Genomic DNA, 25,950 nt, shown 5'->3' with positions numbered 1-25,950 from the left:
ATGAGACACATTATTTCATTGCTATTGGAAAACCAACCGGGTGCGTTGTCTCGTGTTGTCGGCTTGTTCTCTCAACGTGGTTACAACATTGAATCATTGACCGTATCGCCGACGGATGATGAAACGTTATCGCGTTTGAACATCACAACCACATCGGATGAAATGCAGTTGGAGCAAATCCAGAAACAGCTACACAAGTTGATTGATGTACTGAAAGTGCAAGAAGTTACTGAGTTTGAACACATTGAACGTGAACTGATGATGGTGAAAGTGAAAGCCAGTGGTTTTGCGCGAGCGGAAGTGAAACGTACGGCAGATATTTTCCGAGGACAGATTGTGGATGTCACCGCTTCTCAGTACACAGTGCAGCTTGCTGGCACCAGTGAAAAGCTCGACGCGTTCATCCAAGCCATCTCCGAAGTCACCGAAGTGGTCGAAGTAGCACGTAGCGGGGTAGTGGGTATTGCCCGTGGAGAACGAGCGTTAAAGCCTTAACAAGCCTCATATCTGACCGAAAAGCCACTGTATTACAGTGGCTTTTTGTTTAGATGCTGCCAAATAATGATATAATTGTCGTTTTAGTAGGCATCATAGGCTGTAGGACGCGTGAAAGTAAAAAAGCTGGTCGGCACATTATTGGCGACAGCACTATTCTTTAGTGCCCTCACCGCCACCTACTACTACCAGAAATACCAAGCCCTCTTAGCGAATAATGTTGAAAACACCGCCAAAGAAGCCTTACACCAACTGGCTTACACCGGGCGCGAATACAACAATATTCAAGATCAGATAGAAACCATCAGCGACCTACTTGGTCACAGTCAAAGCCTTTACGATTACTTACGTGAACCCAGTAAAGCCAATCTGACCATCTTAGAGAACATGTGGAGCTCGGTTGCTCGCAACCAAAAACTGTACAAGCAGATCCGTTTTCTCGATACCTCTGGCACCGAAAAAGTTCGCATTAAATACGATTTCAAAACCGGCATCGCTGGCCCATCATTGATCCTTCGAGATAAATCTGCGCGAGAGTATTTTAAATACGCGCAGAGTTTGGATAACGAGCAAATCTCAGCTTGGGGGATTGAACTTGAAAGGGACAAAGGTGAGTTGGTTTATCCGCTAAGTCCGTCACTACGCATTTTGATGCCAATTTCAGTGAATGACATTCGACAGGGCTACTTAGTGTTGAATGTCGATATCGAGTATCTGTCATCCCTTCTCAACTATTCCCCAGTGCGAGATTTCCATATCGAGTTGGTTAAGCACAAAGGCTTTTATATCTCGAGTCCTGACGAGTCGCGCTTGTATGGCGATATTATTCCTGAGCGTTCTCGGTTTAATTTCTCGAATATGTATCCAGATATATGGCCGCGAGTAGTATCTGAGCAAGCGGGGTACTCTTATAACGGTGAACATTTGATTGCGTTTAGCTCGATTAAGTTTGTCTCCAACGAGCCTTTGCATCTCATCATCGACCTCTCGAATGAGCAGTTGTCAAAAAGAGCGACGCGCGACATCAATGACCTTATTCAAGAATCCTTGTTTGTATTAAGTCTTGTGCTGGTTTTCACTTTGCCAATTACCGCGTTGGCGCTGCATTACCGTCGTCATAGTGTGGAATCGAAGTTAGCCCGTGCCGCACTCGATGGTATGACCGCCGTCATGATTTCTGACGCATCGCTTCGCATCATCATGGTCAACCAAGAGTTTGAAAACATGATGGGTTATTCTACCGAACAAGTGAAAGGCTCAAATGCCCATAGCCTGATTTTGCTTCCTGAAGACCTCGAAGAGACGCTAAACATTTGGAACAAGTTAGGGCGCGAGAATGTTTGGGAAGGCGAAGTACGCTGCCGTACCCAATTGAATCATGTGTTTACGGCGATCATGCGTATCCAAGCGAACTTAACAAAGTCCGGTAAAATCAGCTATTACATCACTTCGCTGGTGGATATTTCTGAACGTAAAGCGTTGGAAGAGCAGTTGCGCAACTTAAGTGAGAAAGACGGTTTGACTGGACTGTGGAACCGCAGAAAGTTTGAAGAACAATTAACCCACTACGCGAATATTGTAGAACGTTATCCTGATACACCGACGACGTGTTTGGCTTTGTTTGATATTGACCACTTTAAGCGCATTAACGATGAACGCGGTCACGATGAAGGGGATAAAGTCATTTGTAGCGTCGCAGAAACGTTACTCCGTGAAGTGCGCACTACGGATTTTGTTTCTCGTGTCGGTGGTGAGGAGTTTGCGGTGATCATGCCTCATACCACAGTTAAAGAGGCCGAAGTGGTGCTCAATCGTTTGCGAGTCGCGGTTCAGCTGCGAAGCAATATGACCGTTACCGTCAGTGCGGGTTATAGTGACCTCACTGCCGATCGAACTCGAAGTTATAAGTGCGCAGATATCGCGCTGTATGAATCCAAAAGCGCTGGTAGAAACTGCGTTTCTTTGTGTCATAGCATTGATGATATTGCTTAGTTCACATGAGCGAGAGAACCGTTTATACCAAAAAGAAAAAATCGGGATATACCCGATTTTTTCGTTAATAAGCGAGTTGATTTGGCGTGACGTTTATAGCGGGTTGTCGATGGCGGTTTCGACACATTGCAACGACTTCAACAAATAACGATCCAGAAACTGCACCGCATCGTCACTATTTTTAGACAGCGATAACTTCATGATCATCTCTTGTTCATCGATATTGCAGTGACCTTGATTGTTCGTTCCTAGCACTTGCATAGCAAAGTAATGGTAACGCTTGATCTGGTTTAAAATATCTCGGAAGAAGGTAAACAAATTGTGCGAGTTCGCCCCCTCAAGCAACGCCTCAAGAAAGTGATAGTGGCGTTCTTCCCATTCTCTCCAGCAAAAGCCTTGGTCGAGATTCACTCTAGATAGTTTGTGGTATGAAGTTAGGACGTCCAGTTCCCAGTTCTCATCACCTGTCATGATCGCCTTTCTCAATAGAAATGAAGCCGTCATCCGTAGGCTTTCATACAAGTCATTCAACTCATGCTTACACACTGGTGCAACCCAGCAGCCTTTTTGCGGCGCGAGTTTGACGTATTTGCTCCACGATAGCTGAACCAATGCTTCGCGAATAGGGGAGGCACCTACGTTGTATTTCTCTTTTAGCTCTGCAACCACAAGTTTTTGACCAGGTTTTAGCTCACCAGTCAGGATATCCTGACAGATCATTTTTGATACTTTGTCGGTAAGAGTGGGACTGGACACATACACCTCATAGAATTTTTTATCGTGACGACAAAATTAAACAGTACGCAGTTCTGCGTGAGGTGAATGATACAGGTAGCGTATTATTAGAGCAAGAAAGCCATATAAAAAAAGAGGGCATAAGCCCTCTTTCTCAATAAACTGAAGTGTTAAAAATTCAGTCTTATAGTACGTGTACAGAAGCTGTGTTCGTAGTACCTGAAGCGACTAGAGCACCAGAAACCATTACTACGATATCGCCTTTGTTACCTAGACCAGATTCTAGAGCAAGTTCTTTACCTGCTACGTAGAATGCGTCAGTGCTTTCGATAGCGTCAACAACAACTGGAGTAACACCCTTAGTTAGAACTAGTTGTGCTGCAGTTTTCTTGTTAGTTGTTAGCGCTAGGATGTTTGCAGTTGGGAAGTACTTGCGTACTGAACGTGCAGACTTACCGCCTTCAGTTGCAACAACGATCAGTGGAGCAGCCAGTTTTTCAGCTGTGTCTACTGCGCCTTTACATACTGCTTCAGTGATGCGTAGACGTGGGCTGTCTAGACGAGAACCTAGTTCAGCTTTAAGTACAGAGTCAGTACGTTTAGCGATTTGAGCCATGATAGTTACCGCTTCAACAGGGTATTTACCTTTTGCTGTTTCGCCAGAAAGCATTACTGCGTCTGTGCCGTCCATTACTGCGTTTGCAACGTCGCCTGCTTCCGCACGAGTAGGACGTGGGTTGTTGATCATAGAATCAAGCATTTGAGTTGCAGTGATAACCATCTTACGTGCACGGTTACACTTTTCGATCATCATTTTCTGAGCGAAGATTACTTCTTCAGCTGGGATTTCAACACCTAGGTCGCCACGAGCAACCATGATGCCGTCAGAAAGTTCTAGGATCTCATCGAAGTTATCAACACCTTCTTGGTTTTCGATCTTAGAGATGATGTGGATGTTCTCGCCGCCGTTTGCAGCAAGTACTTCACGGATTTCTTGAACGTCAGAAGCTTTACGGATGAAAGATGCAGCTACGAAATCAACGCCTTGCTCACAACCGAATTTAAGGTCGTTCTTATCCTTTTCAGATAGAGCAGGTAGGTTTACAGAAACGCCAGGAAGGTTAACACCTTTGTTTTCGCCTAGAGCACCGTTGTTAAGAACTTTACATTTAACTTCAGTGTCAGTTGTTGCGATAACTTCCATTTCGATTAGACCGTCGTCTACTAGGATAGTGTTACCAACGTTTAGGTCAGCTGCGAAGCCAGCGTAAGTTACTGCAACTTTGTCTTTGTTACCTACAACTGAAGTGTCAGTTGTGAAAGTGAATTCTTGACCAGCTACTAGATCAACGTCGTTACCGCCTTCTAGTTTGATAGTGCGGATTTCTGGACCTTTAGTATCTAGAAGGATTGCTAGTTGTTTGCCAGTAGCTTCCATTACTTTGCGGAAGTTCGCGATACGAGTGCCGTGTTCTTCGTAGTCACCGTGAGAGAAGTTAAGACGCATTACGTTCATGCCTGCGTTTACTAGTTCAGTTAGCTTCTCTACAGATTCAGTTTTAGGGCCAATCGTACAAACGATTTTGGTCTTTTTCATGGAAGATACTCTCCGGTAAGTATAGTTACAATTTGAAAGTCGGTTATTTACTCTGAAGTTAGGCGCTTTTGATGACATTTAGTGCCTGCCACCCACCGATTTTCCGCCGTATTATTGAACTTCAGATTCTGAAAGTCTTTCACCAAGTTTAGTCATTTTATGACTAAAAGATCGGCGATTTTGGTTACCTTTTTGTGACTAATCCCACTTTATATGCAGAAAGTTGCAAAAAAATAGCCGTCAGTTCTGTAATTTTTTTTCTTTTCGGTGGCGAATTCTACCACCGAATGAATCCAATATCACTGTTTAAGAATTGTCTTAGGACAAGGTTTTATCGAGAAATATTAATTTTTTGGATCAAAATAAATGGACTTGAAAGTTTCGGTTTGACTATAATAAGTTTCACATCGAAACTTAAATTCAAAACGTAAATGTCGAAACGAAACACTCAACTGAGAAGACACGCGATTTCCAACATGGTAAATGAGCTCGGAGAAGTCAGTGTTGATGAACTGGCTCAAAAGTTCGAAACCTCAGAAGTCACGATTAGAAAGGACTTAGCTTCTCTAGAAAAAAATGGACAACTTTTACGCCGATACGGTGGTGCGATTGCCATCCCTACGGAAGTTATTCATGAAGAACTAAGCTCTAATGTTTCGACTCGAAAGTTAAGTTTGGCGAAAGCTGCGGCATCATTGATTCGCGACCATAATCGAATCGTGATAGACAGCGGTAGCACGACCGCTGCGCTGATTCAGCAACTGAACGACAAACGTGGCTTGGTGGTCATGACCAACTCGTTGCACGTCGCCAATGCCCTTAACGAACTAGAGAGTGAACCCACTCTGCTAATGACAGGCGGAACTTGGGATACGCACTCTGAATCCTTTCAAGGCAAAGTAGCCGAATCTGTATTACGAGCTTACGACTTTGACCAGCTGTTTATTGGTGCGGATGGCATCGATTTGGAGCGCGGAACCACAACATTTAATGAGTTGGTTGGCTTAAGTAAGGTGATGGCAGAAGTCTCTCGTGAAGTCATCGTTATGATCGAGTCCGAAAAAATCGGTCGTAAGATCCCTAACTTAGAGCTCGCTTGGCATCAAATTGATGTGCTGGTCACCGATGCGGATATCCAACCAGAGCACAAAGTACAGATTGAACAACATGGCGTGAAAGTCATTTGCGCCTAATCTAATAATGTAACCAGTTTCATATTTCGCTTCCCTCTGAATACAGGCCTTTGCTTGCTGCCTCTATCTGAAACATGGCTAGGGAAGAACAAAACTACAAACGGAGATAAACACATGTGTGGAATCGTAGGTGCAGTAGCACAACGAGATGTTGCAGAAATTTTAGTTGAAGGCTTACGCCGCTTGGAATACCGCGGTTACGACTCTGCGGGCGTGGCAATTGTTGACGCTGAAGCAAACCTAACGCGCATTCGTCGCCTAGGTAAAGTACAAGAGTTGGCGGACGCGGTTGATGAAGCGAAAGTGGTTGGCGGTACTGGTATCGCTCACACTCGTTGGGCGACGCACGGTGAACCTTCTGAAATCAACGCTCACCCACACATGTCTGGCGACATCACGGTGGTTCACAACGGTATTATTGAAAACCACGAAGAGCTGCGTGAACTGCTTCAATCTCGTGGTTACGTATTCGAATCGCAAACGGATACAGAAGTTATCGCACACATGGTTGAGTGGGAACTGCGTACAGCTGAATCTCTACTAGAAGCGGTACAAAAAACCGCGAAACAACTTGAAGGCGCGTACGGCACAGTGGCGATGGATCGTAAAGACCCATCTCGCATCGTCGTAGCACGTTCTGGCAGCCCAATCGTGATCGGTTTTGGTGTCGGTGAGAACTTCCTTGCTTCTGACCAACTTGCACTTCTTAACGTAACACGTCGCTTCATGTACCTAGAAGAAGGTGACGTAGCAGAAATTACTCGCCGTGACGTAACGGTTTTCGATGTGACAGGCGAACGTGTTGAGCGTGAAATTACCGAATCAAATGCAGAGCACGATGCAGGTGATAAAGGCCAATACCGTCATTTCATGCAAAAAGAAATCTACGAGCAACCTAAAGCGTTGATCAACACAATGGAAGGCCGCATCACGGCAGACTCTGTTGTAACTGATGCGATCGGTGTGCATGCGGCAGACATTCTAAGCAAAGTAGAACACGTACAAATCGTCGCGTGTGGTACGTCTTACAACGCAGGTATGACAGCGCGTTACTGGTTTGAAGACATTGCTGGCGTGAGCTGTGACGTCGAAATCGCGTCTGAGTTCCGTTACCGTAAGTTTGTGACTCGTCCAAACAGCCTTCTTATTACGTTGTCTCAGTCTGGTGAAACAGCAGATACGTTAGCAGCACTTCGTCTTGCGAAAGAAAAAGGTTACATGGCGGCGATGACCATCTGTAACGTAGCGGGTTCTTCTTTGGTTCGTGAGTCAGATTTTGCATTCATGACTCGCGCTGGCGTCGAAATCGGCGTGGCTTCAACCAAAGCGTTCACGACTCAGCTTTCTGCACTACTTATGCTGGTAACAGCCCTGGGTAAAGAGCAAGGTCGCATCAGCAAAGAGAAAGAAAAAGAGATTGTAGAAGCGCTACACGCACTTCCTAAGCAAATCAACGCGGCACTTTCTTTCGAGAAAGAAATTGAAGCACTAGCAACGGATTTTGCAGACAAGCACCACACATTGTTCCTAGGTCGTGGCGAGTTCTACCCAATCGCGATGGAAGCGTCTCTAAAACTGAAAGAGATCTCTTACATCCACGCAGAAGCGTACGCGGCGGGTGAACTGAAACACGGTCCTCTTGCGCTGATTGATGCTGACATGCCTGTTGTGGTGGTTGCACCAAGCAACGACCTACTTGAGAAGCTAAAATCAAACGTTGAAGAAGTGCGTGCACGTGGCGGCCTTCTATACGTATTCGCAGATGCAGACGCAGGCTTCGAAGGCGATGAAACAATGAAGATCATCACGATGCCTCACGTTAGTGAAATCACGGCGGCGATCTACTACACCATCCCAATGCAGTTGCTGTCTTACTACGTAGCACTGATCAAAGGTACGGACGTAGACCAACCACGTAACTTAGCGAAAGCGGTGACGGTTGAGTAATTACGCTTAACAGCAAAAATCCTAAGCGGCACATGCGAGAGTATGTGCCGTTTTTTTGTTTTGTTCTAAGCGTGATGGAGCGCTCAAGCGCTTTCGCCAGTAAGTTGCTTTCATGACAAAAATGTCATGTTGTTGAAAGGGTGGTGTCAGAGGCGGTGTTCAATAATGACCTCATTGAAAACAAGCACTCAAAGGTTAACAACATGAACGCAATCAAAACTGCTCTTTTTGTAACGGTAATGGCAATGACTAGCGCATCTGCATTCGCTCAACCACTTTTCACTGGTGGCAACTACGTGAGCCGCGAAGAGATGAAAACCATCTCAGTTACGCCGATGGCAACGTCAGATGAGGCTTATCAACAGGCACTGTCTGAACTCAATTCACTTAAAACCATGTCGGCTCGTGAACTGAATAAAGAGCTCAATATCCTGACATTTAATGTGAAGTCTCGCAGTACGCATTTAAAAGATGGTGGCTTCGTGACCGTGCAAGAACGCATGAATGAAGATGGTCAGTTGGAATATTTGGGCAAAGTGAATGTCAAAGTGCATTATGCCGAACGCGATAATAATCGATAATGGTTTACCAAGGAGGAAGAGTATGGTGTGGTTCACATCATGCTCTTTTTCGAGCTTTATACTGGGTTCTCATCCTCCCGCTAACACACTAGGTAAGTAAAGTTGAAAATATTGATCGTCGAAGATGAGCACAAAGCCGGAGAATATCTGCAAAAAGGTTTGATTGAATCTGGGTATGTGGTGGATTTAGTGCATGATGGGGTCGATGGGCTTTATCACGCTACCAGTGAAGAATATGACTTAATCCTCCTCGACATTATGTTGCCTAAACTCGATGGTTGGCAGGTGCTTAACACATTGCGCAGTAGTGGGATTCACACTCCAGTGATCATGCTGACAGCGAAGGAGCAAGTGGAAGATCGCGTGCGCGGTTTTGAGCTGGGTGCCAATGACTATGTGGTAAAACCTTACGCGTTTGCAGAGCTACTGGCGCGTGTTCAAAACGTATTTCGTCATCATATTGCCGCGCAAGTGGTCGCATCGCCGCAAACATTACGTGTGGCAGACTTAGAACTTGATATGATCAAACGCGTTGCCACGCGCGCGGGGCAGTCGATGTCGCTTACCGCCAAAGAATATGCCCTGCTTGAGTTGTTGATGCGCAAAACTGGCCAAGTACTTTCACGTACCACCATTGCGTCGTTAGTGTGGGATATGAACTTTGACAGCGATACCAATGTGATTGATGTGGCGGTCAAACGTCTGCGTAGCAAAGTGGACAAACCGTTCGATAGACCACTGATTCACACTGTCAGAGGGATGGGCTACAAACTCGAAGAGAGTCGTGATGCCTAAGTTCTCGCTGCCTTTTTCCATGAAAAACAAGCTCGTGCTGATGTTTGTTAGTATGACGTTTGTGACCTATTTTTCTTTGGCTTTCATCCTACAGTACGCCATTGAGCGCCACTTTTATTCGCAAGATTTCAGCTATATTTCCAGTAAGTTCAATGCCATTGAGAACGAGTTAAAACGCTCACCAGAGGATGTGTTCAAGCAAGCGAATAACAGCACGCTCTACATGTGGGTGTTTGAAGGCAAGCAGAACGTCTATCAGAATTCGAGCCTGACGATTCCTCAGAACCGAGCCTACAGCATTAGCTCACCTCAAGTTTTAAATCACGAGCGCTCCATCGAATGGAGTGAGGACTCGCTGAATATTCGCGCGTTTGCGTTTCAAGCTGGGGAGTATCAGGTGGTGCTCGGCATGAGTATCAACCACCATATTTTGTTTTTGGATAAGCTCGACTGGATTTTGTTTTGGGCGCTCGGTTTAGCGTTTGTGATCTCTTCCGCGTTGAGCGGTTGGATGGTAAAACGTGGGTTGAAGCCGATTGTGGGATTGAATCAGCACATTCAACAGATATCACCAGAGCAAATGGGCATTCGTCTCGACCCCGATTCGTTGCCAATAGAACTGCGCGAGTTAGCCAACAAACACAACGCGATGCTCGATAGGTTGCAAACTGGTTTTCGCCGCTTGAGCGAGTTTTCTTCTGATATAGCACATGAGTTAAAAACGCCACTCACCAACGTTACTACGCAAAATCAGGTCATTTTAGGTGCGTGTCGAACGCCTGAAGAGTATCAGGATGCGATTGCCTCAACGTTGGAAGAACTCAACCGCATCACGAAAACCATCAACGATTTGCTCTACATTGCCAAGGCTGAAAACAAGCTCATTCATCGCCATGACGAAGTGTTTGCGGTGCAGGAGGAAATCGAACGTTTGGTCGCGTATTTTGAAATATTGGCCGAAGATACCGAGGTGCGAATCGTGAGCTCAGGCGACGGTCAGCTCTATATGGATAGAAACATGTTTGAACGTGCGGTGGGCAATTTGCTCTCCAACGCGATTCGTCATGCGTATGCTGATTCAACCATTGTGATTGACGTTCAAGAGGTTGATGAACAGGTGACGATATCGGTCAGCAACCAAGGTGACACCATTGCAGAGCAAAACTTACCGTACCTTTTCGACCGTTTTTATCGCGCAGATAAGTCTCGCCAACATGTAGGTAGCGTAGGTGCAGGGCTAGGTTTGTCGATTACCCAATCTATCGTGCAAGCGTATGAAGGACAGATAAAAGTAACATCAGATAAAGACAAGACGCGGTTTGTTATGATGTTGCCATCGGCAGGTGTCAATGGAAGTGATAAGTCAGTTGAAGCATAAAAGGCAAACCTTGGCTTGCCTTTTGAGACTCAAACTCGTTTGAAGTTATTTGGGTTATTGGCCCAGTTGATGAGCGGTTAGAATTGCAGAGTAGACATTTTCTGCCGTCACTGGGAATGGCATATTGTGGATGGTTTCTCCCTCGGCCGTTGAAGCTTCGGCGACCTCGCGCAACTTAGCGTGATTAAGCTCTTTAACGCCCATATCAAATAAGTTGGTTGGTAGACCTACAGAGCGGCAGAAGGCAAGAACCGTATTAATCTCTTCCATCGCTGCGTTTTCTAGCACCAATTGAACAAGTGTGCCGAACGCGACTTTCTCACCATGATAGAGATGATGACACTCTTCAAGCTTAGTTAGGCCGTTATGAATAGCGTGAGCACCTGCCAGGCCACTGCTTTCAAAACCGATACCGCTTAGGTATGTATTGGCTTCAATAATATTTTCTACCGCTTTGGTGCTCACACCATTTTCTACCGCAGCTTTTGCTTTTAAACCATCTTCAAGCAAGGTTTCATAGCAAAGTTTCGCAAGCGCTTGTGCTGAACGCGTCGCTAAACCACCGGCCATTGTTGCCTTACCAGAGGTCATGTTGGCTCGAGCTTCAAAGTAGGTGGAGAGCGCATCGCCCATCCCCGATACCAGTAGGCGAACTGGGGCTTTTGCGATGACTGATGTATCCATGATGACCATGTCTGGGTTTTTAGGGATCATCAAGTATTCCGCAAACTCACCTTCAGGTGTGTATATCACCGCAAGAGCAGAGGTTGGCGCATCAGTCGAGGCAATCGTAGGAACCACCACGACAGGAATTTTGGTGTAAAACGCAATGGCCTTTGCTGTATCTAACGTTTTACCGCCACCAATACCGACAATGACATCATGTTTTTGAGTCGCACAAATGTCCGTGATGCGTTCAATCTCAACGCGCGAACATTCGCCACCAAAAATGTTCATAGTGAGTGGAAGCTTCTCGTCAGCAAAGCTTTGTTTGACGTCATCACCAACCAGGTTAGTCACGAACTCATCAGCAATTACTAACGGACGTTCACCTAATGTTTTCACATAGTGAGCGATAGATGTAAGTACTTGTTCACCTTGGACGTATTTGCTTGGGCTGATAATAATTTTGTCCATAATTCAAACCTTTAACCTTTTTTATGTGTGTTTTTGACTGCAATGAAAATCCATTGTAGCGATAAGGTTTATATTAGGTTTGGTGTGGTAAGTGGTGAAGGATATCTCTGGCTTTGTTCCATGCTTTTATGACCTCTGTGTCAAACCGACTGTCAGAAGTAATAAGCATCAGCATGCTTTATGGCGACGATCACTATTCAGGAAAACTTGTCGTTTTTCGTTTCATATTGAAACAAGAATGTTGAAGGTTTCGTTTCAATATGAAACGGATTGATTTTTGTTGAGTACGCATTTTCTCTGTTTAAGATGAATTCATACCCTACATAAACATATAAATGGAATGAGATAGAACGATGAAAAAGTTAATTAACCAAGTCGATGATGTTGTATTGCAGCAAATGGAAGGCCTGGCATTGTCCCGCCCTGAGCTAAAAGCTAACTACGAACCTCGTTACATGTGGCATGAGGAAACGCCGGGGCAAGTGGCATTGGTTTCTGGTGGTGGCTGTGGTCATGAACCTTTACACGCAGGTTTTATTGGTAAAGGCATGCTGACAGGCGCTTGTCCTGGAGAGGTATTTACTTCACCTACGCCAGATCAAATGTACGAATGTGGTAACCAAGTGAATACTGGTGAAGGCGTGCTATTTATTATTAAAAACTACACCGGAGACGTGTTGAACTTTGAAACGGCCGTGGAGTTGCTTCATACCGATGGCATCAAAGTTGGGGCGGTGTTGGTGGATGACGATGTTGCGGTCAAAGACAGCCTGTACACCGCTGGTCGTCGTGGTGTTGCTGGAACGGTATTAGTTGAGAAGTTAGTTGGTGCTGCCGCGAACAAAGGTTATTCGCTGGAGCAATGTGAAGCACTGGCTCGTCGCGTTAATAATCACTGTCGTTCATTTGGCGTGGCGCTTAATGCTTGTGTTGTGCCAGCTGCGGGTAAACCATCTTTTGTTCTGGAAGATGATGAAGTGGAGTTTGGTGTTGGTATCCATGGTGAACCAGGTATCAAGCGAGTGAAATACACCGACGCCGATACGTTAGTGGATGAGATGTTTGCTGAAGTTGCTGAAAACACGCCTTATCAGCGCACATTGCGTATTTGGAATCGTGACGAAGGTGAATGGGATGAAGTGGAATCCAGCATTGAGCCTTTCGCCGCTGAACACGACTACATTGTGATGGTGAATGGTATGGGCGGAACGCCAATTTCTGAGCTTTACGGAGTGTACCGCCGTCTTGCCCATAACTGCGAGCAAGCGGGGTTCCGTATCGTGCGTAATATTGTCGGTAACTTTTGTACGTCACTTGATATGGAAGGCGTTTCCATTACGTTGCTGAAAGCAGATAAAGAGATGTTGGAGCTGTTTGATGCTCCTGTCGATACGGCTGCAATCAAGTGGTAACAGGGGGGAGCAAACATGCAAATTGAAAAACAACATATCGTTCACTGGTTAGAGTTATGTGCGAAAACGTATCAAGAGAATCAAGATTTTCTGACCGACCTTGATCGTGATATTGGTGACGCAGACCATGGTCTCAATATGAACCGAGGCTTTAAAAAAGTTGCTGAAAAACTGCCGCAATTTGCGGACCAAAATATCGGCAGCATTCTCAAGAATACGGGCATGACCTTGCTTTCTAGTGTCGGTGGGGCAAGTGGCCCGCTGTATGGCACGCTGTTTATTCGCACGGCTGCCGCTGTCGGAACTCGAGAGCAATTAACGTTTGAAGAGTTAGTGGATGCACTAAAAAGCGGTGTGGATGGCGTAGTGTCTCGTGGTAAAGCGGAGCTGGGTGATAAAACCATGTGTGATGTTTGGTTACCCGTTTTAGTTAGCGTGAAGGCGTCGTTAGAAAATGGCATGAGCGCTGACCATTTATTGAATGAAATGGTTGAGCTAGCAGAAACGAACGCGGTTGCCACGATTGAAATGTTGGCGAAAAAAGGGCGAGCAAGCTATCTGGGGGAACGTAGTATTGGCCACCAAGATCCCGGTGCAACCTCTTCACTGTTAATGATTAAAGCGTTACAGCAGGCAATAGCAGGTAATTAAGATGGTGGGAATTGTAGTTGTATCTCATAGTCGTCGCCTTGCAGAAGGGGTGGCCGAACTTGCCACCCAAATGACGCAAGGCAAAGCCAAGCTTGCGATTGCGGCTGGGATTGATGATCCAGAGAACCCGATCGGAACTGATGCCATTGCCGTGATGGAAGCGATTGAGCAGGTACATGATCAACAAGGGGTTGTTGTATTGATGGATCTTGGCAGCGCGTTGCTTAGCACTGAAATGGCTCTGGAGCTGATTGAGGATCATGTGAGGGAAAATGTCACCCTTATCTCGGCCCCTATTGTTGAAGGAACCATGGCGGCGTCGGTGGCTGCTGCTGCCGGACTACCTTTATCGACGGTAGTCGAAGAGGCACAGAATGCGTTAAGCGTAAAACGAGAGCACCTTGGTGATCAGCCACTAACATCCGCTGAGATAGAGCCAGTATCAGAGAACTTTGAGCAAGAACGGACATTTGATTGGGTGGTGCAAAATCCGCATGGATTACATGCTCGTCCCGCTGCGGCCATTGTTGGTGCACTCGCGCCTTTTGACTGCCAATTATGGTTGAAAAAAGGCGAGCGCCGTGTGAACGCAAAAAGCTTAAACAGCATTGCGAAACTTGGCGTTCGTAGCCAAGAGACGATCACGCTGTGCGCACTTGGACCTCAATCCAGTGAAGCAATCAAGGCATTTGAAGCCTTAGCTAGTGAGCACTTCGGAGAAAAAGAGACGGTTGAGCAAGGCATTATTGAATCTGAAGAGTGCACGGATACTTTACTCGATGGCATGGCCTCAAATCAGATTGAAGGTGCTGTTGTTGGTATTCGAGTCAATGACGGTATCGCTACTGCTCCAGTTGTCTTTTTTACTCATGAAATGCCAGCAGTGCCTGAACGCGATTTCCAAAGTGAACAAGATGAAATTGAACGGGTTAAGCGTGCGATAGGCGTGGTTGTTCAACATTTGCAGGAGCAAGCGAAGCAGCCGAAAGGGGAAATATTTTCTGCTCATAGCATGATGCTCTGTGACCCAGAATTATGGGCATCGGTCGAGTCGCGAATTCAAACGGGCATGATAGCCGAGCAAGCTTGGATAGAATCACTGCAAACGTTAGCCGACGAGTTTCGCCAGGCTGAAAGCCAGTACATGCGGGAGCGCGAAGCTGATGTGCATGATATCGCACGGCAAGTTATGGTTGAAATGACAGGCGTAACGCCTAATGCCATCGACATTCAGGAACCGAGTATTTTGTTGGCCCGTGACCTTATGCCTTCTGATGTGGCTGGGCTTGATAAATCGAAAGTGCTTGGTATCTGTTTGAGTGAAGGAGGGAAAACCTCTCACAGTGCGATTCTTGCTCGTGCGATGGGGATTCCTGCCATGGTTAAAGCTCAGGGTTGTCTTGATGCTGTGCGTGCTGGGCAAGTGGTGACTATTGATGGCTTTCGAGGGCATTTATGGTTCTCTCCTTCAGATGCCATACAACAGGAATTAGAAGCGCAACAAATTGAGTGGCAAAGCACCCGACAAAGTGCACTAGCGAGTGCTCAGCAAGCCGCAGTCACCTGTGATGGTGTCCATATTCCAGTATTCGCCAATATTGGTGGACCGAAAGATATTGATGATGCACTAACATCAGGAGCTGAGGGCGTTGGTCTATTTCGGACTGAGTTTCTATTTCAAAACAGTGATGAGTTGCCGACTGAGGAAGCGCAGTACCAAGTGTATCGTGATATTGCCGCCGCACTTGGTGATAAGCCACTTACGATTCGTAGTCTAGATGTTGGCGGTGATAAGCCTTTAGCCGCTTATCCTATGCCAGCGGAAGATAATCCATTTTTAGGTCTGAGAGGGGTACGGTTGTGCCTTCAACATGAGTCATTGTTTACCGCCCAACTTCGAGCCATTCTGAGAGCCTTTCACGAGCAACCGAATATTCAATTGATGTTACCGATGGTAGCCCAGGTTGAAGAAGTGAGAAAAGTAAAAGCGCTGTTGGCACATCAAGCAACCCAACTCGGCTTGGATGCGACTCATTTGCCTGTCGGTATTATGATTGAAGTACCAGCCGCGGTGTTGAATGCTGATGCGTTAGCACAAGAAGTCGACTTTTTCTCTATTGGCACCAATGATTTGACTCAATATGTTATGGCTGCCGATCGAGGCAACGCCGCCGTTGCTGAATTAGTGAACTACTTTGAACCATCGGTACTAAAAGCCATTGAACTCACTTGTGCAGCAGGCGATCGCGCGGGCATACCGGTCAGTATGTGCGGTGAGATGGCAGGCGATCCAAATGCCACAGAAACATTACTTCGTGTTGGGTTACAAAAATTCAGCGCCAGTCCGAGTCTGCTACCGGGACTAAAAGCGCAGATTCGTCAGTTGTCTGTTGATGTTTAATCGACATCTTGTCGTTAGTACATCTATACCGGCGTGCTTACGCCGGTCTTGCTTTTGTAGGAACGCCATTTCTTGGCTTAATACAGCTTCATTTGTTCCTGCAGCCCAAACTTATTAATTTTTCTCCATAGGGTCGTGCGGCCAATTTGCAATGCTTTCGCCATATCATGCATTTTGCCATCACACTGATTCCAAGCCTGAACGATAGCTCTTCTCTCAGCTTCTTCTAGCGTGATTACCGGCGTATTCTCTGCGGTATGGCGAGAATTCAGTTTAATGTCTTCTGGAATATCGTTCAGCTTGATTAAGTTCGAACTGCGGTTAAGCAACATTCGCTCAGTTCGGTTTCTTAATTCGGAGTTATTGCCTGACCAACGAAAGTTCATCAACGCTTCCAGTGCGACTGGCTCTATCGAGATCGTCACATTGTGGCGGCGCTCATAATGGCTGATAAGCTGCTGGACGAGAAATTCAATATCTTCTTTGCGCTTTCTTAGTGGTGGAATATGCAGCTCGTTCGAGGAGATTTCATAATAAAGTTGCCGACCAAATGAGCGCTGAGTGACATACTCGCTGATCTCTGAAGCGGTGCTCGTAATAAGTTGAAAGTCTACGGGGATCAATCGCAAACTGTCGCTGCGGCTGACGAGCCCAGTTTTTAACAACTTAAGTAACACGGCTTGTAAATCGGGCGACAGATATTCCACCTTTTCTAAAAAGAGCGTACCGCCATGGGCGAGTTCAAACTTAGAAGGCATGCCTTGCCCTTCGTCGTACCCCAGGGTTTCTTTGACCAGTTGCTCTGTATTGATGGAGCGGCAGTTGAGCGTAATGAACGGCCCTTCTTTGTAGGTGCTTTCGTTATGAATCGCCATGGCGAGAGTGGCTTTTCCTACACCTTCTTCACCCGTAATTAGAATCGGTGATTTGGACTTTATGGCCCGTTTTGCCACGGTAATGACATGCTTCATTTTTCGTGAAATGACGGGCAAAGTGCTGAACGTATAGCGCGCACTGCCACCTATTTGTTGTTGAGCAAGTTCGCGAATTTTATCTATGGGATGCAAAAATAATAAGTGCGTGCCGTCGTTGAGTGGACGCAAGGTAATGATCGCTTCAACAAACTCGCCACGAACTTCTACCGTTGTGAGTTTGCGGTTGATGCTTGCACCCGACTCAAGACTATTGAGGACATTTGGCGGGAAACGTAAAACAGAAAAGACTTCTTTATCCAAAACCTGACTGGCTTCAATGTTTAACAAACGCTCTGATTGATGATTTACCATGGTGATACGGCTTTCTTCATCCCAGGCCAGAAGGCCGTCATCCATGCATTCTAGTGTTGCGTTGTGAGCACAAGTGAGGCGGTTAATGTTTTCTTGTTCCGACTGAATATGGATTTGCAAACTGACTTCTTTCGCGCTCGACGCGATGATGACTAAGTTTTCTTTCTTATAGCTCTCTACTTTTTTGATAAGGCATGTTGTGCCGCGTAACTTGCCAAATTGGTCGAAAACAGGCGCTGCTACAGAGGCATAAGAATGTAAGTGGCGATTGAAATGTTCTGCTGCGAAAACTTCACACGGGATATGAGTACTAATACAAAGATTGACCGCATTTGTGCCAATTTTTCCTTCAGATAGAAAACAGCCTTGTTTAATGCCGAGCACCTGCATCTCTTGTTGCATTGAGTGATGTCCCACAACGGAAAGAACGCAGCCGTTGCCGTCAGTCACCATCAATAGTAGGTCTTCGTCTCCTAGCATGTCGTAAGTGTCTTCAAGTACGGTCGTGGCGCATTCGATGAGGTGCTCGTTGCGTTTCATCAGAGATGAGAAGGTAAAGCCAGAGGCAATATGTGGTTTTGACCAGGTATAAGGGCTGCATTGCTTTATGCAACGCTCCCACGACTCAAGTACGGGAGTGCGGGAAAATTCTGGAGATACCCAATGGTGTTTCTGGAAAAACTCCCATTTGGTTTTAGTGTCTTCGATTGAAAGCATGCCATACCGTTTCAATGCCAGCGATAGATTGGTCCGATATTACAGAGACATACGAATATGGACTGTGATGGCTTTCACGCACGCTATACAGAAAGGATACGCAAAGAAAAGAGGCTAGTTGAGAAGGCATTCCTTGCCAGAGGTTGGGTTAAAAAGGGCTGTCCTTGCCCAGTTCATTGCAAATTTCGACAATCGCGAGTGACAGGCCGGACTTAATGATTTGTTGTTGGCGCTGAAGCTGGAGTTGGTAAAACTCAAGATCGATGTCGTCATCGGGTTCGTTGACTTCCAATTGCACGATGCCCATTTTCTTCACCAGATGCAGTTTTTTGATCGGTTCTAGGATATTCGGGTCAGTGAACTCGTAGTCCGATGCATCGCTGTTGAGTTGGTTTTTCAGCTTAATGATGTCTTCGATATCGTGGTAGATGTCGTCGGGCAATACACCTAGACCAAACAATAACTTCAAACGAACCGATAAGTCGCCAAGCGGTCCTGAATCTTGCAGTAATGGGCCGACGACCGATTGCACAGCAAAGTTATCTTTACGGAAGATTCTTTGGATGAGTCCGTCGATGGATTCGTTAAATACGTCGACGGTCGCAATAAAGAAGCCACGTACCGATGGTGCGCTGTTGAGTCGTTCAATGATCTCGCTTTCGTTGATGTTATCTGCCATATACTGATCAGTTGTTTCATTATTATATTAAGGGGAGCAGAGCTCCCCCTGAGTCAATCAAAGCTGGTTGTAAAGTGTCTCGATTTGAGCCACTTCATCACTGTCTTCAGCCAGACCTGTGTATTTCGCTAGCGTTTTTGTCACGCCAACCTCTTTTAATGAGGTCTGTAGCTCAACCGCTTGCGGATCGGTGTCGTTGGTGTATTTCAACGCCGCCGCGATCCCTTTCAAAAGTGTTTGATTTTCAGTGCCATACTCGATTGTACCGAGTAATGGCTTCACTAATCTATCATTTGCACCCAATTTACGAATTGGTTGTCGTCCAACGCGATCCACTTCATCCACTAAATATGGGTTAGCGAAGCGACCTAAAATCTTTTCGATGTAGGCATTGTGCATGTCACGGTCGAAGCCGTAACGACGAATCAATACTTCGCCACTTTCCTGCATTGCTTGTTTTACTTCGGCATGAATGCTTGGGTCTTCAATCGCTTCGCGAATGGTGCGATGGCCTTTCAAACAGCCTAAATAAGCGGTAATGCAGTGACCTGTGTTTAGGGTGAACAGCTTACGTTCGACAAAGGCCATTAGGTTGTTAGTCTTTTCCATGCCAGCAATGTTTGGGATGTCGCCCTTGAACTGTTGCTCATCGACAATCCATTCGCTGAAGCTTTCAACCGTCACTTCCAATGGGTCATCGTTGGCGGCTTCTGCTGGTGGAACGATGCGATCGACAGCGGAATCAACAAAGCCAACCAACTCGTCTGCTTTTGCATGCAATGATTCATCTAAGTGTTTGTACACTTCACCTTTTAAGTGCGTTGTGCCACGCACCATATTTTCACAGGCGATGATGTTAAGTGGCGCGTCATTGCCAGCTTCAAAACGTTTGGCGATACCTTTCGCGATGGTTTTCGCGATGATGTCTAATACGTTTGGACCAACTGCTGTGGTGACTAAATCGGTTTTGACGATGCGATCAATCACGTCTTCACTGGCTGAGTTTACCGCTGTGACGTGGGTAACGGTGTCGATTTGACACTCGGTGCCCACGACTTTCACTTTGTATTCTTGTTTATGGCTGAGCTGGTCTACCAACGGCACATCAACGTCAGCGAAAGTGACCTCGACTTCTGCGTCTGCTAAGAGTTTTCCGATGAAACCACGACCGATGTTACCTGCACCAAAATGAACTGCGTTTTTCATAATTCTTACCTACCAATATCTGAAAATGTTGACTTACGAAACTAGGGTGAGGCCAACCGCATAGGGGGTGACAGCTGACCTCGTTTGCCTCAGGAGCAAATTAAAGGAGTAATTAAGCCGCTTGTTGACCGCCAAGGATGTTAAGAATTTCTTCTACATCGTTGGTGCTGGTTAGCTTCTCAATTGCTTCCGGCTCATCGAGCGCGTTCGTAATGGTGGTGATCACCTGGATGTGCTCATCGTTCTTAGCGGCAATGCCGATAACCAGTTTCGCGACATCGTCGTCATCTTCAGTAAATTGGATACCCGATGGGTATTGGCAGATTACAATGCCAGTTTTCTTCACGCGGTCTTTCGCTTCTACGGTGCCATGAGGAACCGCGATAGACTCGCCAAGGTAAGTTGGAACCAACGCTTCACGTTCAAACATCGCGTCTACGTATTCTGGTTCTGCGTAGCCAAGTTCAACCAATTTGTTGCCTGCAAAGCGGATGGCTTCTTCTTTGTTGGCTGCTTTCAAACCTAGATGAATGTTTTCACGCTGGATTTGGAAAACCGATGGCTGTTGTGGCTCAAAGCTGTCGTCGTTGGCAGCAAGTACCGATACTTTGACCATTTGATCGTCATTCGCAGCCGACTGTTTTTGTGCTGCCAGTAACTTGGTGACTAGCTGGTTGTACATTTCGCTGTCTAGGAAGTTAGTCAATGAAATGTGGTGTGCGTTTGGAGCATGCTTACGTGCACGATCCGTCAAGTCTTTGTGTGTAATCACGATATCTGCACTCTCTGGTAAGCTGTTGATAGCAAGGTTGGTTACGTGGACGTTCAGACCTGCGTCCTGAACTTTCTTACGTAGCATGCTCGCCCCCATGGCGCTTGAGCCCATGCCCGCATCACAAGCGACAATGATGCTTTGTACTGTCGCTAGGTCTACGTCACCTTTGCTTTCGTTGTTTACCACTGCGCCGTTTTTCGATGCAGATTTCATGTCTTTCATTTGCGATGTGGCTTTTTCTAGTGCCGCTTCATCGCCATCTTCTTCTGTCGAGGTTTGCGTTTTCATCAGCAGAGAGGCAACCGCGAATGACACGCCTGTTGCTGCCGCGATAGAGGCAAGAACGCCAACAATTGAGCCTTTCTGAGTCATCAACAAGATTGCAAAGATTGAACCTGGTGATGCTGGAGAAACGATGCCCGCGTTAAACATGGTTAGAACGAACACGCCAGTCATACCACCTGCAATAGCCGCAAGGATCAGACGTGGGTTCATTAGAATATACGGGAAGTAAATCTCGTGAATGCCACCGAAGAAATGGATGATGGATGCACCGCCAGCCGTTTGGCGAGCCGTACCTTTGCCAAACACCATGTAAGCCAGCAGGATACCCAAGCCCGGACCAGGGTTCGCTTCGATCAAGAAGAAGATCGATTGACCAGTCTCAGACGCTTGCTGAATACCCAGTGGAGAGAAGATGCCGTGGTTGATCGCGTTATTTAGGAACAGGATCTTCGCTGGCTCAACAAAAATAGAAGTCAGTGGCAGAAGGTGCGCTGAAACAAGGAAGTTTACGCCAGCTGCCAATGCGCCTGAAAGCACTTTGACAAATGGGCCGATAAGGAAGAAAGCCAGAATGGCGCACAGCATACCGATGATGCCCGCAGAGAAGTTGTTGACCAACATCTCGAAGCCGCTTTTTACTTTACCGTCGATGTAGTTATCGAATTTTTTGATTGCCCAGCCACCCATTGGGCCAACCATCATTGCGCCCATAAACATTGGGATGTCGGTACCGACGATCACGCCCATGGTTGTGATTGCACCAACGACCGCGCCGCGATCGCCGCCCACTAACTTACCACCGGTGTAACCGATAAGTAGTGGCAGCAAGTAAGTGATCATAGGCCCAACCATGGAAGCTAACGTCTCATTTGGTAGCCATCCGGTTGGGATAAATAGAGCAGTGATAAAGCCCCACGCGATAAACGCGCCGATGTTAGGCATTACCATGTTTGACAGAAAACGACCAAAATTTTGTATCTTGATCTTGGCATCTGGTGATATCATAACAATTCCCCGTTCGATGTTCTGATGAATATGTTGTCGTAAACGGTTCGCCAAAACCGCTTGTTTGATTGCTTAGTACCCAATCAATTTACCACACATTTTCCAATTGGAACTGACGACGGGTTTTTCGTGATCAACCCCCGCATTTCTTCGGATGAAAAGCATTTTTTAAGTGATGATGATCAATTAATTGATATGTAACTTAATAACAAAAAATGACTTTCAAATCTGTCAATAAAAATATTAGTGATCAATTCGATCTTCTGACAAATATAAAATCAAAATTCATTGTGATTTAGATCACCTTTAATTTCTTTTTTAATTCAAATTAAATGCCTGAAGCGATCAAGGTCACATTTTGTTTGGCGTTCGGTTTGATTGGAAATGTGATCTATAACCATTTTGAGGTTTTGTGAAAGTTTATAACGTGAACGTTTGCGCGATGTTGGCGTTTTGTGGATTAAAGCTGGAGATGAGTGGCCTTTTTGCGATGAGTTTAACTAAACACTTTGTTTTTAATGTTTTATGAGCAAATAACGTATCACGCTGCACACGTTTTGTTTAGAGCGATTTTGAGCAGCGCGATACCTCCTACGTTTGTAGACGACGGTTAATTGTTCATAGCTAAATACTCGCGCGCGTTTTCACTGCCCATATAACGTGCAAGCGTTTTCTCAGGTACATCGCGTAAATCCACCATAATCAATCCATCCAGTGCGTTGTTAAACGCAGGATCGACGTTAAAACACGCCAACTTACCATTCAAACTCAAATATTGGCGCAGTAATACCGGGACGCCTTTGCCTTCATCAATTCGAGCGATCACGCGAGATAGCAATTGTAAATCTCCCAATGCGGTTAGCATGCTGGTATTCCAGTTTAAGTTGGTTTCTGGCAGCGGGTTTGACGGAGTGACGTATTCGGCGCAGTCGTTGTCGTAGTGGTGTAGGGTCATCGATTGTGCCAATAATTGACGCGCGGTATGGCTGTAATCGTTGCTGATGCTCACTGGGCCAAACAAGTGCGTGTATTCGGGATGTTGATGGACAAAAGTCGCTATGCCTTTCCAGAGTAAGAGTAGGGCACTCATGCTTTTTTGATATTGCTCGGCAATCACAGAACGACCCATTTCAATCGACTTGCCCATTTGATCGAGAAAGCGTTGGTCATAGTTGAACAAGGTGCGCGAATACAATCCTTCTACGCCATATTTCGCCAATAATTGATCAACTAATCCAAGACGGTAAGCACCTACCATGCATTGGTTCTCACGATCCCACACAAACAGGTGCATGTAATCATGATCGAAATGATCGATGTCTATCGCTTGTCCGGTCCCTTCGCCAACTTGACGGAAATTATGTTCTCGCAAGCGGCCAATTTCATGTAGGAGAGATGGAATCTGCTGCGCACTGGCGCAGTACACGTCGAACTCGCCATTTTGAAGCAATTGGGTTTCTGCCGGTAAGCTGTGCAGCTCTTCAAGCAATTGGCCTATGGGTAACCCTGCTGCAATAGGTAAGAGATCATTGTCTGAGACCGTTTGCTGAGTGGCACTTACATCGCGGTTAAGCAGGTAGGTGTTAAGCCTCAGATAATTGACGATCTGATCATCGTTGAGGTTATTGAGTTCTTTAAACTTGATTGCTTGCCCAAAGGACAACTCAATGGTTTTTGCGCTCTTGTTGAGTAGCTCTCTTCCTAACATCAAGGTGCGTAAAAGAGGGTGGATTTTACCTGCCATGTAGAAGCGTTTTGAGTTCTGCCCACGAATGAAGACGGGAACAGTGACTGCTTTGTTCTTACGAATTAATGCACCGACACTGCGGCTCCATTCTTTGTCTTCTAAACGCTGTTGTTTGGCATCCACCAACTTTGACACTTCACCCGCAGGGAAAACCAATAACAAGCCGCCATTCGCAAGGTGTTTGTTGGCTGCTCTAAGTGCCTTCATGTTCGACTTGACCGCATCTTTGCCCTCGAATACGTCGACACCAATAAAAAGTTGGTCGAGCTCTGGCACGGTTTTTAGGTACTGATTCGCTAAAATTTGGATATCGTCTCGTACCATCAACAGTAGTTCGGCGAGAATCACGCCTTCAACACAGCCGAGAGGGTGATTCGCCACAATGACGGTTGCGCCTTGCTTTGGCACTGAGCCGAGCGAACCATGGGCAATGCGATAGTCGATACCCAAGATATCCAGTGTGAATCGCAAGAAAGTTTTGGTATCCGCATTCGCTGGGCGTTGGGCGTAGAATTTATCGAGCTGACTTAAACCCGTAGCCCATTCTGCAACGTTTTCACCAATGCCAAACGGCGTTTTACGAGGGAGACGAAAAGGGGTCGAACTATCCATATTTACCTCAGCGTACAAGTGGCTGATCGGATAGTAGAAATTACAGATGACAGTTCAGAGGCAAATCCATGAGCCTTTGGTGACAAACTGGTGAAGCTTTGTTGACCAAAGGCGAAGGTGATAGGACAGCTTTAGCGTTACGTTTTATCGCCAGCAAACATCAGGATACTCAGAGAGTTGAGCGTTTCACCGAGACTTTCTAGTGAGCTCAAGATCTGTTTGGTCGGCTCATTATCTAGCAGAATTCGACCATCAAAGCTTTTCCCTTCGTATTGCTGTTCATTACACGCATCCGCTTGGGGTGCTTGTGTTGAGTTGTCATCTATAGCTAAGTCGTCAGCACTCAAACAGGCCGTTGAGACAAATAATCCGCCTAGAACCACCAACCATTTTGTTTTCAACATAATCTTAAAATTCACAATAAAACACTGTTCAATTTTAATTAATTTTATTCACCATTTCGAACGATATGACAAAAATTTAGCTTTAGGTCGCCATTTTCTGGCCATAGTTGAGCTATGTTATCGATACTACGAATTGTTAGTTTTGGCGAAATTAGGAGGATGAATGGAGAAGATTTCCAATAAAGCGCCAATATGGCTCGGGCTGTGTCTGATAATAGGTTTAGGAGTATTGGGCTTTTTTATTCAGCAAACAGCAGTCAAATACAAAGCCTATGAGCGAGTGGTAACGGTGAAGGGATTGTCTGAGCGAGAATACCCTGCAGATACCGTCATTTGGCCAATCCAATTTACGGTAGCCAGCAATGATATGGGCGCGATGTTTGATGACATAGACCAACAAACGCGTTTGATTCTCGATTTTTTAACCGCAAAAGGCTTAACTGACAAAAACATCTCGCTGTCTTCGCCTTCAGTGATAGACCGTAAAGCGCAGCAATATGGTGGTGAGCAAGATATTGAGTATCGTTATTTAGCATCCCGAACGGTCACGGTTTACAGCCAAAATATCAATGTGGTTCGTGCGGCGATTAATGAGATTGGTGAACTTGGGAAACAAGGCGTGATTCTTAATCAAGATCCTTATGCAAACCGAATCGAATACAGTTTCACGAAACTTAATGACATCAAACCAGACATGATCGAAGAGGCGACCAAAAACGCCCGCGAGGTGGCACAAAAGTTTGCGAAAGACTCACAAAGCTCATTAGGAAAGATCAAGCGAGCGACGCAAGGTCAGTTCTCCATTTATGACCGCGATAGCAATACGCCTTACATTAAAAAAGTCCGAGTGGTATCGACGGTTCAATATTACCTTTCTGACTAAGTAAAAAGCCGCTCAGTACGAGCGGCTTTTTTAATAT

The 25,950-nt window shown here is 45.9% G+C and carries 20 protein-coding genes; 11 read left to right on the top strand and 9 right to left on the bottom strand.

Annotated features, from left to right (window positions below):
- Together ilvN and ACF8CV_RS20680 are read left to right on the top strand one after the other, a co-directional pair.
- Nucleotides 1-495 (top strand): acetolactate synthase small subunit, encoded by a 495-nt coding sequence (gene ilvN / locus ACF8CV_RS20685; RefSeq protein WP_005459526.1) that lies wholly within the window; start codon nucleotides 1-3, stop codon nucleotides 493-495.
- Between the two features lie 111 nt (nucleotides 496-606).
- A complete protein-coding gene (locus tag ACF8CV_RS20680; protein WP_138938375.1) occupies nucleotides 607-2,487 on the top strand; it encodes a GGDEF domain-containing protein in 1,881 nt (626 codons plus the stop codon).
- A gap of 93 nt (nucleotides 2,488-2,580) precedes the next feature.
- Here ACF8CV_RS20680 and ACF8CV_RS20675 read toward each other — a convergent pair whose 3' ends face one another.
- Both ACF8CV_RS20675 and pykF read right to left on the bottom strand, forming a co-directional pair.
- A complete protein-coding gene (locus ACF8CV_RS20675) occupies nucleotides 2,581-3,249 on the bottom strand; it encodes a GntR family transcriptional regulator (RefSeq protein ID WP_079771403.1) in 669 nt (222 codons plus the stop codon).
- A 157-nt stretch (nucleotides 3,250-3,406) separates the two neighbouring features.
- Nucleotides 3,407-4,819 carry a pyruvate kinase PykF gene (gene pykF / locus ACF8CV_RS20670; RefSeq protein ID WP_005453794.1) on the bottom strand — a complete coding sequence of 471 codons (1,413 nt, stop codon included), beginning with the start codon at nucleotides 4,817-4,819 and terminating at the stop codon, nucleotides 3,407-3,409.
- A gap of 431 nt (nucleotides 4,820-5,250) precedes the next feature.
- On the opposite strand from pykF, the gene ACF8CV_RS20665 reads away from it, so the two are divergent.
- From ACF8CV_RS20665 to ACF8CV_RS20645, 5 genes are all read left to right on the top strand, one after another.
- Nucleotides 5,251-6,012 carry a DeoR/GlpR family DNA-binding transcription regulator gene (locus ACF8CV_RS20665; RefSeq protein ID WP_005453786.1) on the top strand — a complete coding sequence of 254 codons (762 nt, stop codon included), beginning with the start codon at nucleotides 5,251-5,253 and terminating at the stop codon, nucleotides 6,010-6,012.
- 114 nt (nucleotides 6,013-6,126) lie between these two features.
- Nucleotides 6,127-7,959, top strand: coding sequence for a glutamine--fructose-6-phosphate transaminase (isomerizing) (gene glmS, locus ACF8CV_RS20660; RefSeq protein ID WP_005453795.1), 1,833 nt, complete (start codon nucleotides 6,127-6,129; stop codon nucleotides 7,957-7,959).
- Nucleotides 7,960-8,162: 203 nt separating this feature from the next.
- A complete protein-coding gene (locus tag ACF8CV_RS20655) occupies nucleotides 8,163-8,540 on the top strand; it encodes a DUF3316 domain-containing protein (RefSeq protein ID WP_021487194.1) in 378 nt (125 codons plus the stop codon).
- A gap of 102 nt (nucleotides 8,541-8,642) precedes the next feature.
- The gene (locus ACF8CV_RS20650) at nucleotides 8,643-9,335 is read left to right on the top strand and encodes a heavy metal response regulator transcription factor (protein WP_005480575.1); all 693 of its coding nucleotides are present in this window, start codon (nucleotides 8,643-8,645) and stop codon (nucleotides 9,333-9,335) included.
- Nucleotides 9,328-10,713 (top strand): heavy metal sensor histidine kinase, encoded by a 1,386-nt coding sequence (locus tag ACF8CV_RS20645; protein WP_171055975.1) that lies wholly within the window; start codon nucleotides 9,328-9,330, stop codon nucleotides 10,711-10,713. The genes ACF8CV_RS20650 and ACF8CV_RS20645 overlap by 8 nt, the downstream gene beginning before the upstream one ends.
- Nucleotides 10,714-10,767: 54 nt before the next feature.
- Here the strand turns inward: ACF8CV_RS20645 and ACF8CV_RS20640 are convergent, their stop codons facing one another.
- Nucleotides 10,768-11,850: a glycerol dehydrogenase gene (locus tag ACF8CV_RS20640; RefSeq protein WP_138938377.1), complete on the bottom strand. Its 1,083-nt coding sequence runs from the start codon at nucleotides 11,848-11,850 to the stop codon at nucleotides 10,768-10,770.
- Between the two features lie 353 nt (nucleotides 11,851-12,203).
- Between ACF8CV_RS20640 and dhaK the strand changes: the two genes are divergently transcribed.
- From dhaK to ptsP, 3 genes are read left to right on the top strand one after another with little or no spacing between them, the layout of a single operon-like run.
- Nucleotides 12,204-13,262: a dihydroxyacetone kinase subunit DhaK gene (gene dhaK / locus ACF8CV_RS20635; protein ID WP_023584982.1), complete on the top strand. Its 1,059-nt coding sequence runs from the start codon at nucleotides 12,204-12,206 to the stop codon at nucleotides 13,260-13,262.
- Between the two features lie 15 nt (nucleotides 13,263-13,277).
- The gene (dhaL, locus tag ACF8CV_RS20630; RefSeq protein ID WP_005379705.1) at nucleotides 13,278-13,913 is read left to right on the top strand and encodes a dihydroxyacetone kinase subunit DhaL; all 636 of its coding nucleotides are present in this window, start codon (nucleotides 13,278-13,280) and stop codon (nucleotides 13,911-13,913) included.
- Nucleotide 13,914: 1 nt separating this feature from the next.
- Entirely contained in the window at nucleotides 13,915-16,314 is a 2,400-nt protein-coding gene (ptsP, locus tag ACF8CV_RS20625; RefSeq protein WP_138938378.1) for a phosphoenolpyruvate--protein phosphotransferase, read from the top strand.
- 77 nt (nucleotides 16,315-16,391) lie between these two features.
- Here the strand turns inward: ptsP and dhaR are convergent, their stop codons facing one another.
- The 6 genes from dhaR to ACF8CV_RS20595 form a co-directional block, all read right to left on the bottom strand.
- A complete protein-coding gene (gene dhaR / locus ACF8CV_RS20620; RefSeq protein ID WP_138938379.1) occupies nucleotides 16,392-18,317 on the bottom strand; it encodes a dihydroxyacetone kinase operon transcriptional regulator DhaR in 1,926 nt (641 codons plus the stop codon).
- A gap of 148 nt (nucleotides 18,318-18,465) precedes the next feature.
- Nucleotides 18,466-18,996 (bottom strand): MltR family transcriptional regulator, encoded by a 531-nt coding sequence (locus tag ACF8CV_RS20615; protein ID WP_392417436.1) that lies wholly within the window; start codon nucleotides 18,994-18,996, stop codon nucleotides 18,466-18,468.
- Between the two features lie 57 nt (nucleotides 18,997-19,053).
- A complete protein-coding gene (locus tag ACF8CV_RS20610) occupies nucleotides 19,054-20,202 on the bottom strand; it encodes a mannitol-1-phosphate 5-dehydrogenase (RefSeq protein WP_078230769.1) in 1,149 nt (382 codons plus the stop codon).
- Nucleotides 20,203-20,314: 112 nt separating this feature from the next.
- Nucleotides 20,315-22,267 carry a PTS mannitol transporter subunit IICBA gene (locus ACF8CV_RS20605; RefSeq protein ID WP_005487444.1) on the bottom strand — a complete coding sequence of 651 codons (1,953 nt, stop codon included), beginning with the start codon at nucleotides 22,265-22,267 and terminating at the stop codon, nucleotides 20,315-20,317.
- A gap of 610 nt (nucleotides 22,268-22,877) precedes the next feature.
- The gene (locus ACF8CV_RS20600; protein WP_138938380.1) at nucleotides 22,878-24,626 is read right to left on the bottom strand and encodes a lysophospholipid acyltransferase family protein; all 1,749 of its coding nucleotides are present in this window, start codon (nucleotides 24,624-24,626) and stop codon (nucleotides 22,878-22,880) included.
- Between the two features lie 137 nt (nucleotides 24,627-24,763).
- Nucleotides 24,764-25,030, bottom strand: a complete 267-nt coding sequence (locus ACF8CV_RS20595; protein ID WP_021450158.1) for a hypothetical protein — start codon at nucleotides 25,028-25,030, stop codon at nucleotides 24,764-24,766.
- A 163-nt stretch (nucleotides 25,031-25,193) separates the two neighbouring features.
- On the opposite strand from ACF8CV_RS20595, the gene ACF8CV_RS20590 reads away from it, so the two are divergent.
- On the top strand, nucleotides 25,194-25,913 hold the full coding sequence (locus tag ACF8CV_RS20590; RefSeq protein ID WP_138938381.1) for an SIMPL domain-containing protein: 720 nt from the start codon (nucleotides 25,194-25,196) through the stop codon (nucleotides 25,911-25,913).
- Nucleotides 25,914-25,950: the final 37 nt, after the last annotated feature.

The sequence above is a fragment of the Vibrio sp. zbq_1 genome, assembly GCF_043102935.1.
GTDB classification, from domain to species: domain Bacteria; phylum Pseudomonadota; class Gammaproteobacteria; order Enterobacterales; family Vibrionaceae; genus Vibrio; species Vibrio parahaemolyticus.
The sequence above is the reverse complement of the archived record's forward strand: the minus strand, read 5'-3'. Positions and strand labels throughout refer to the sequence as shown.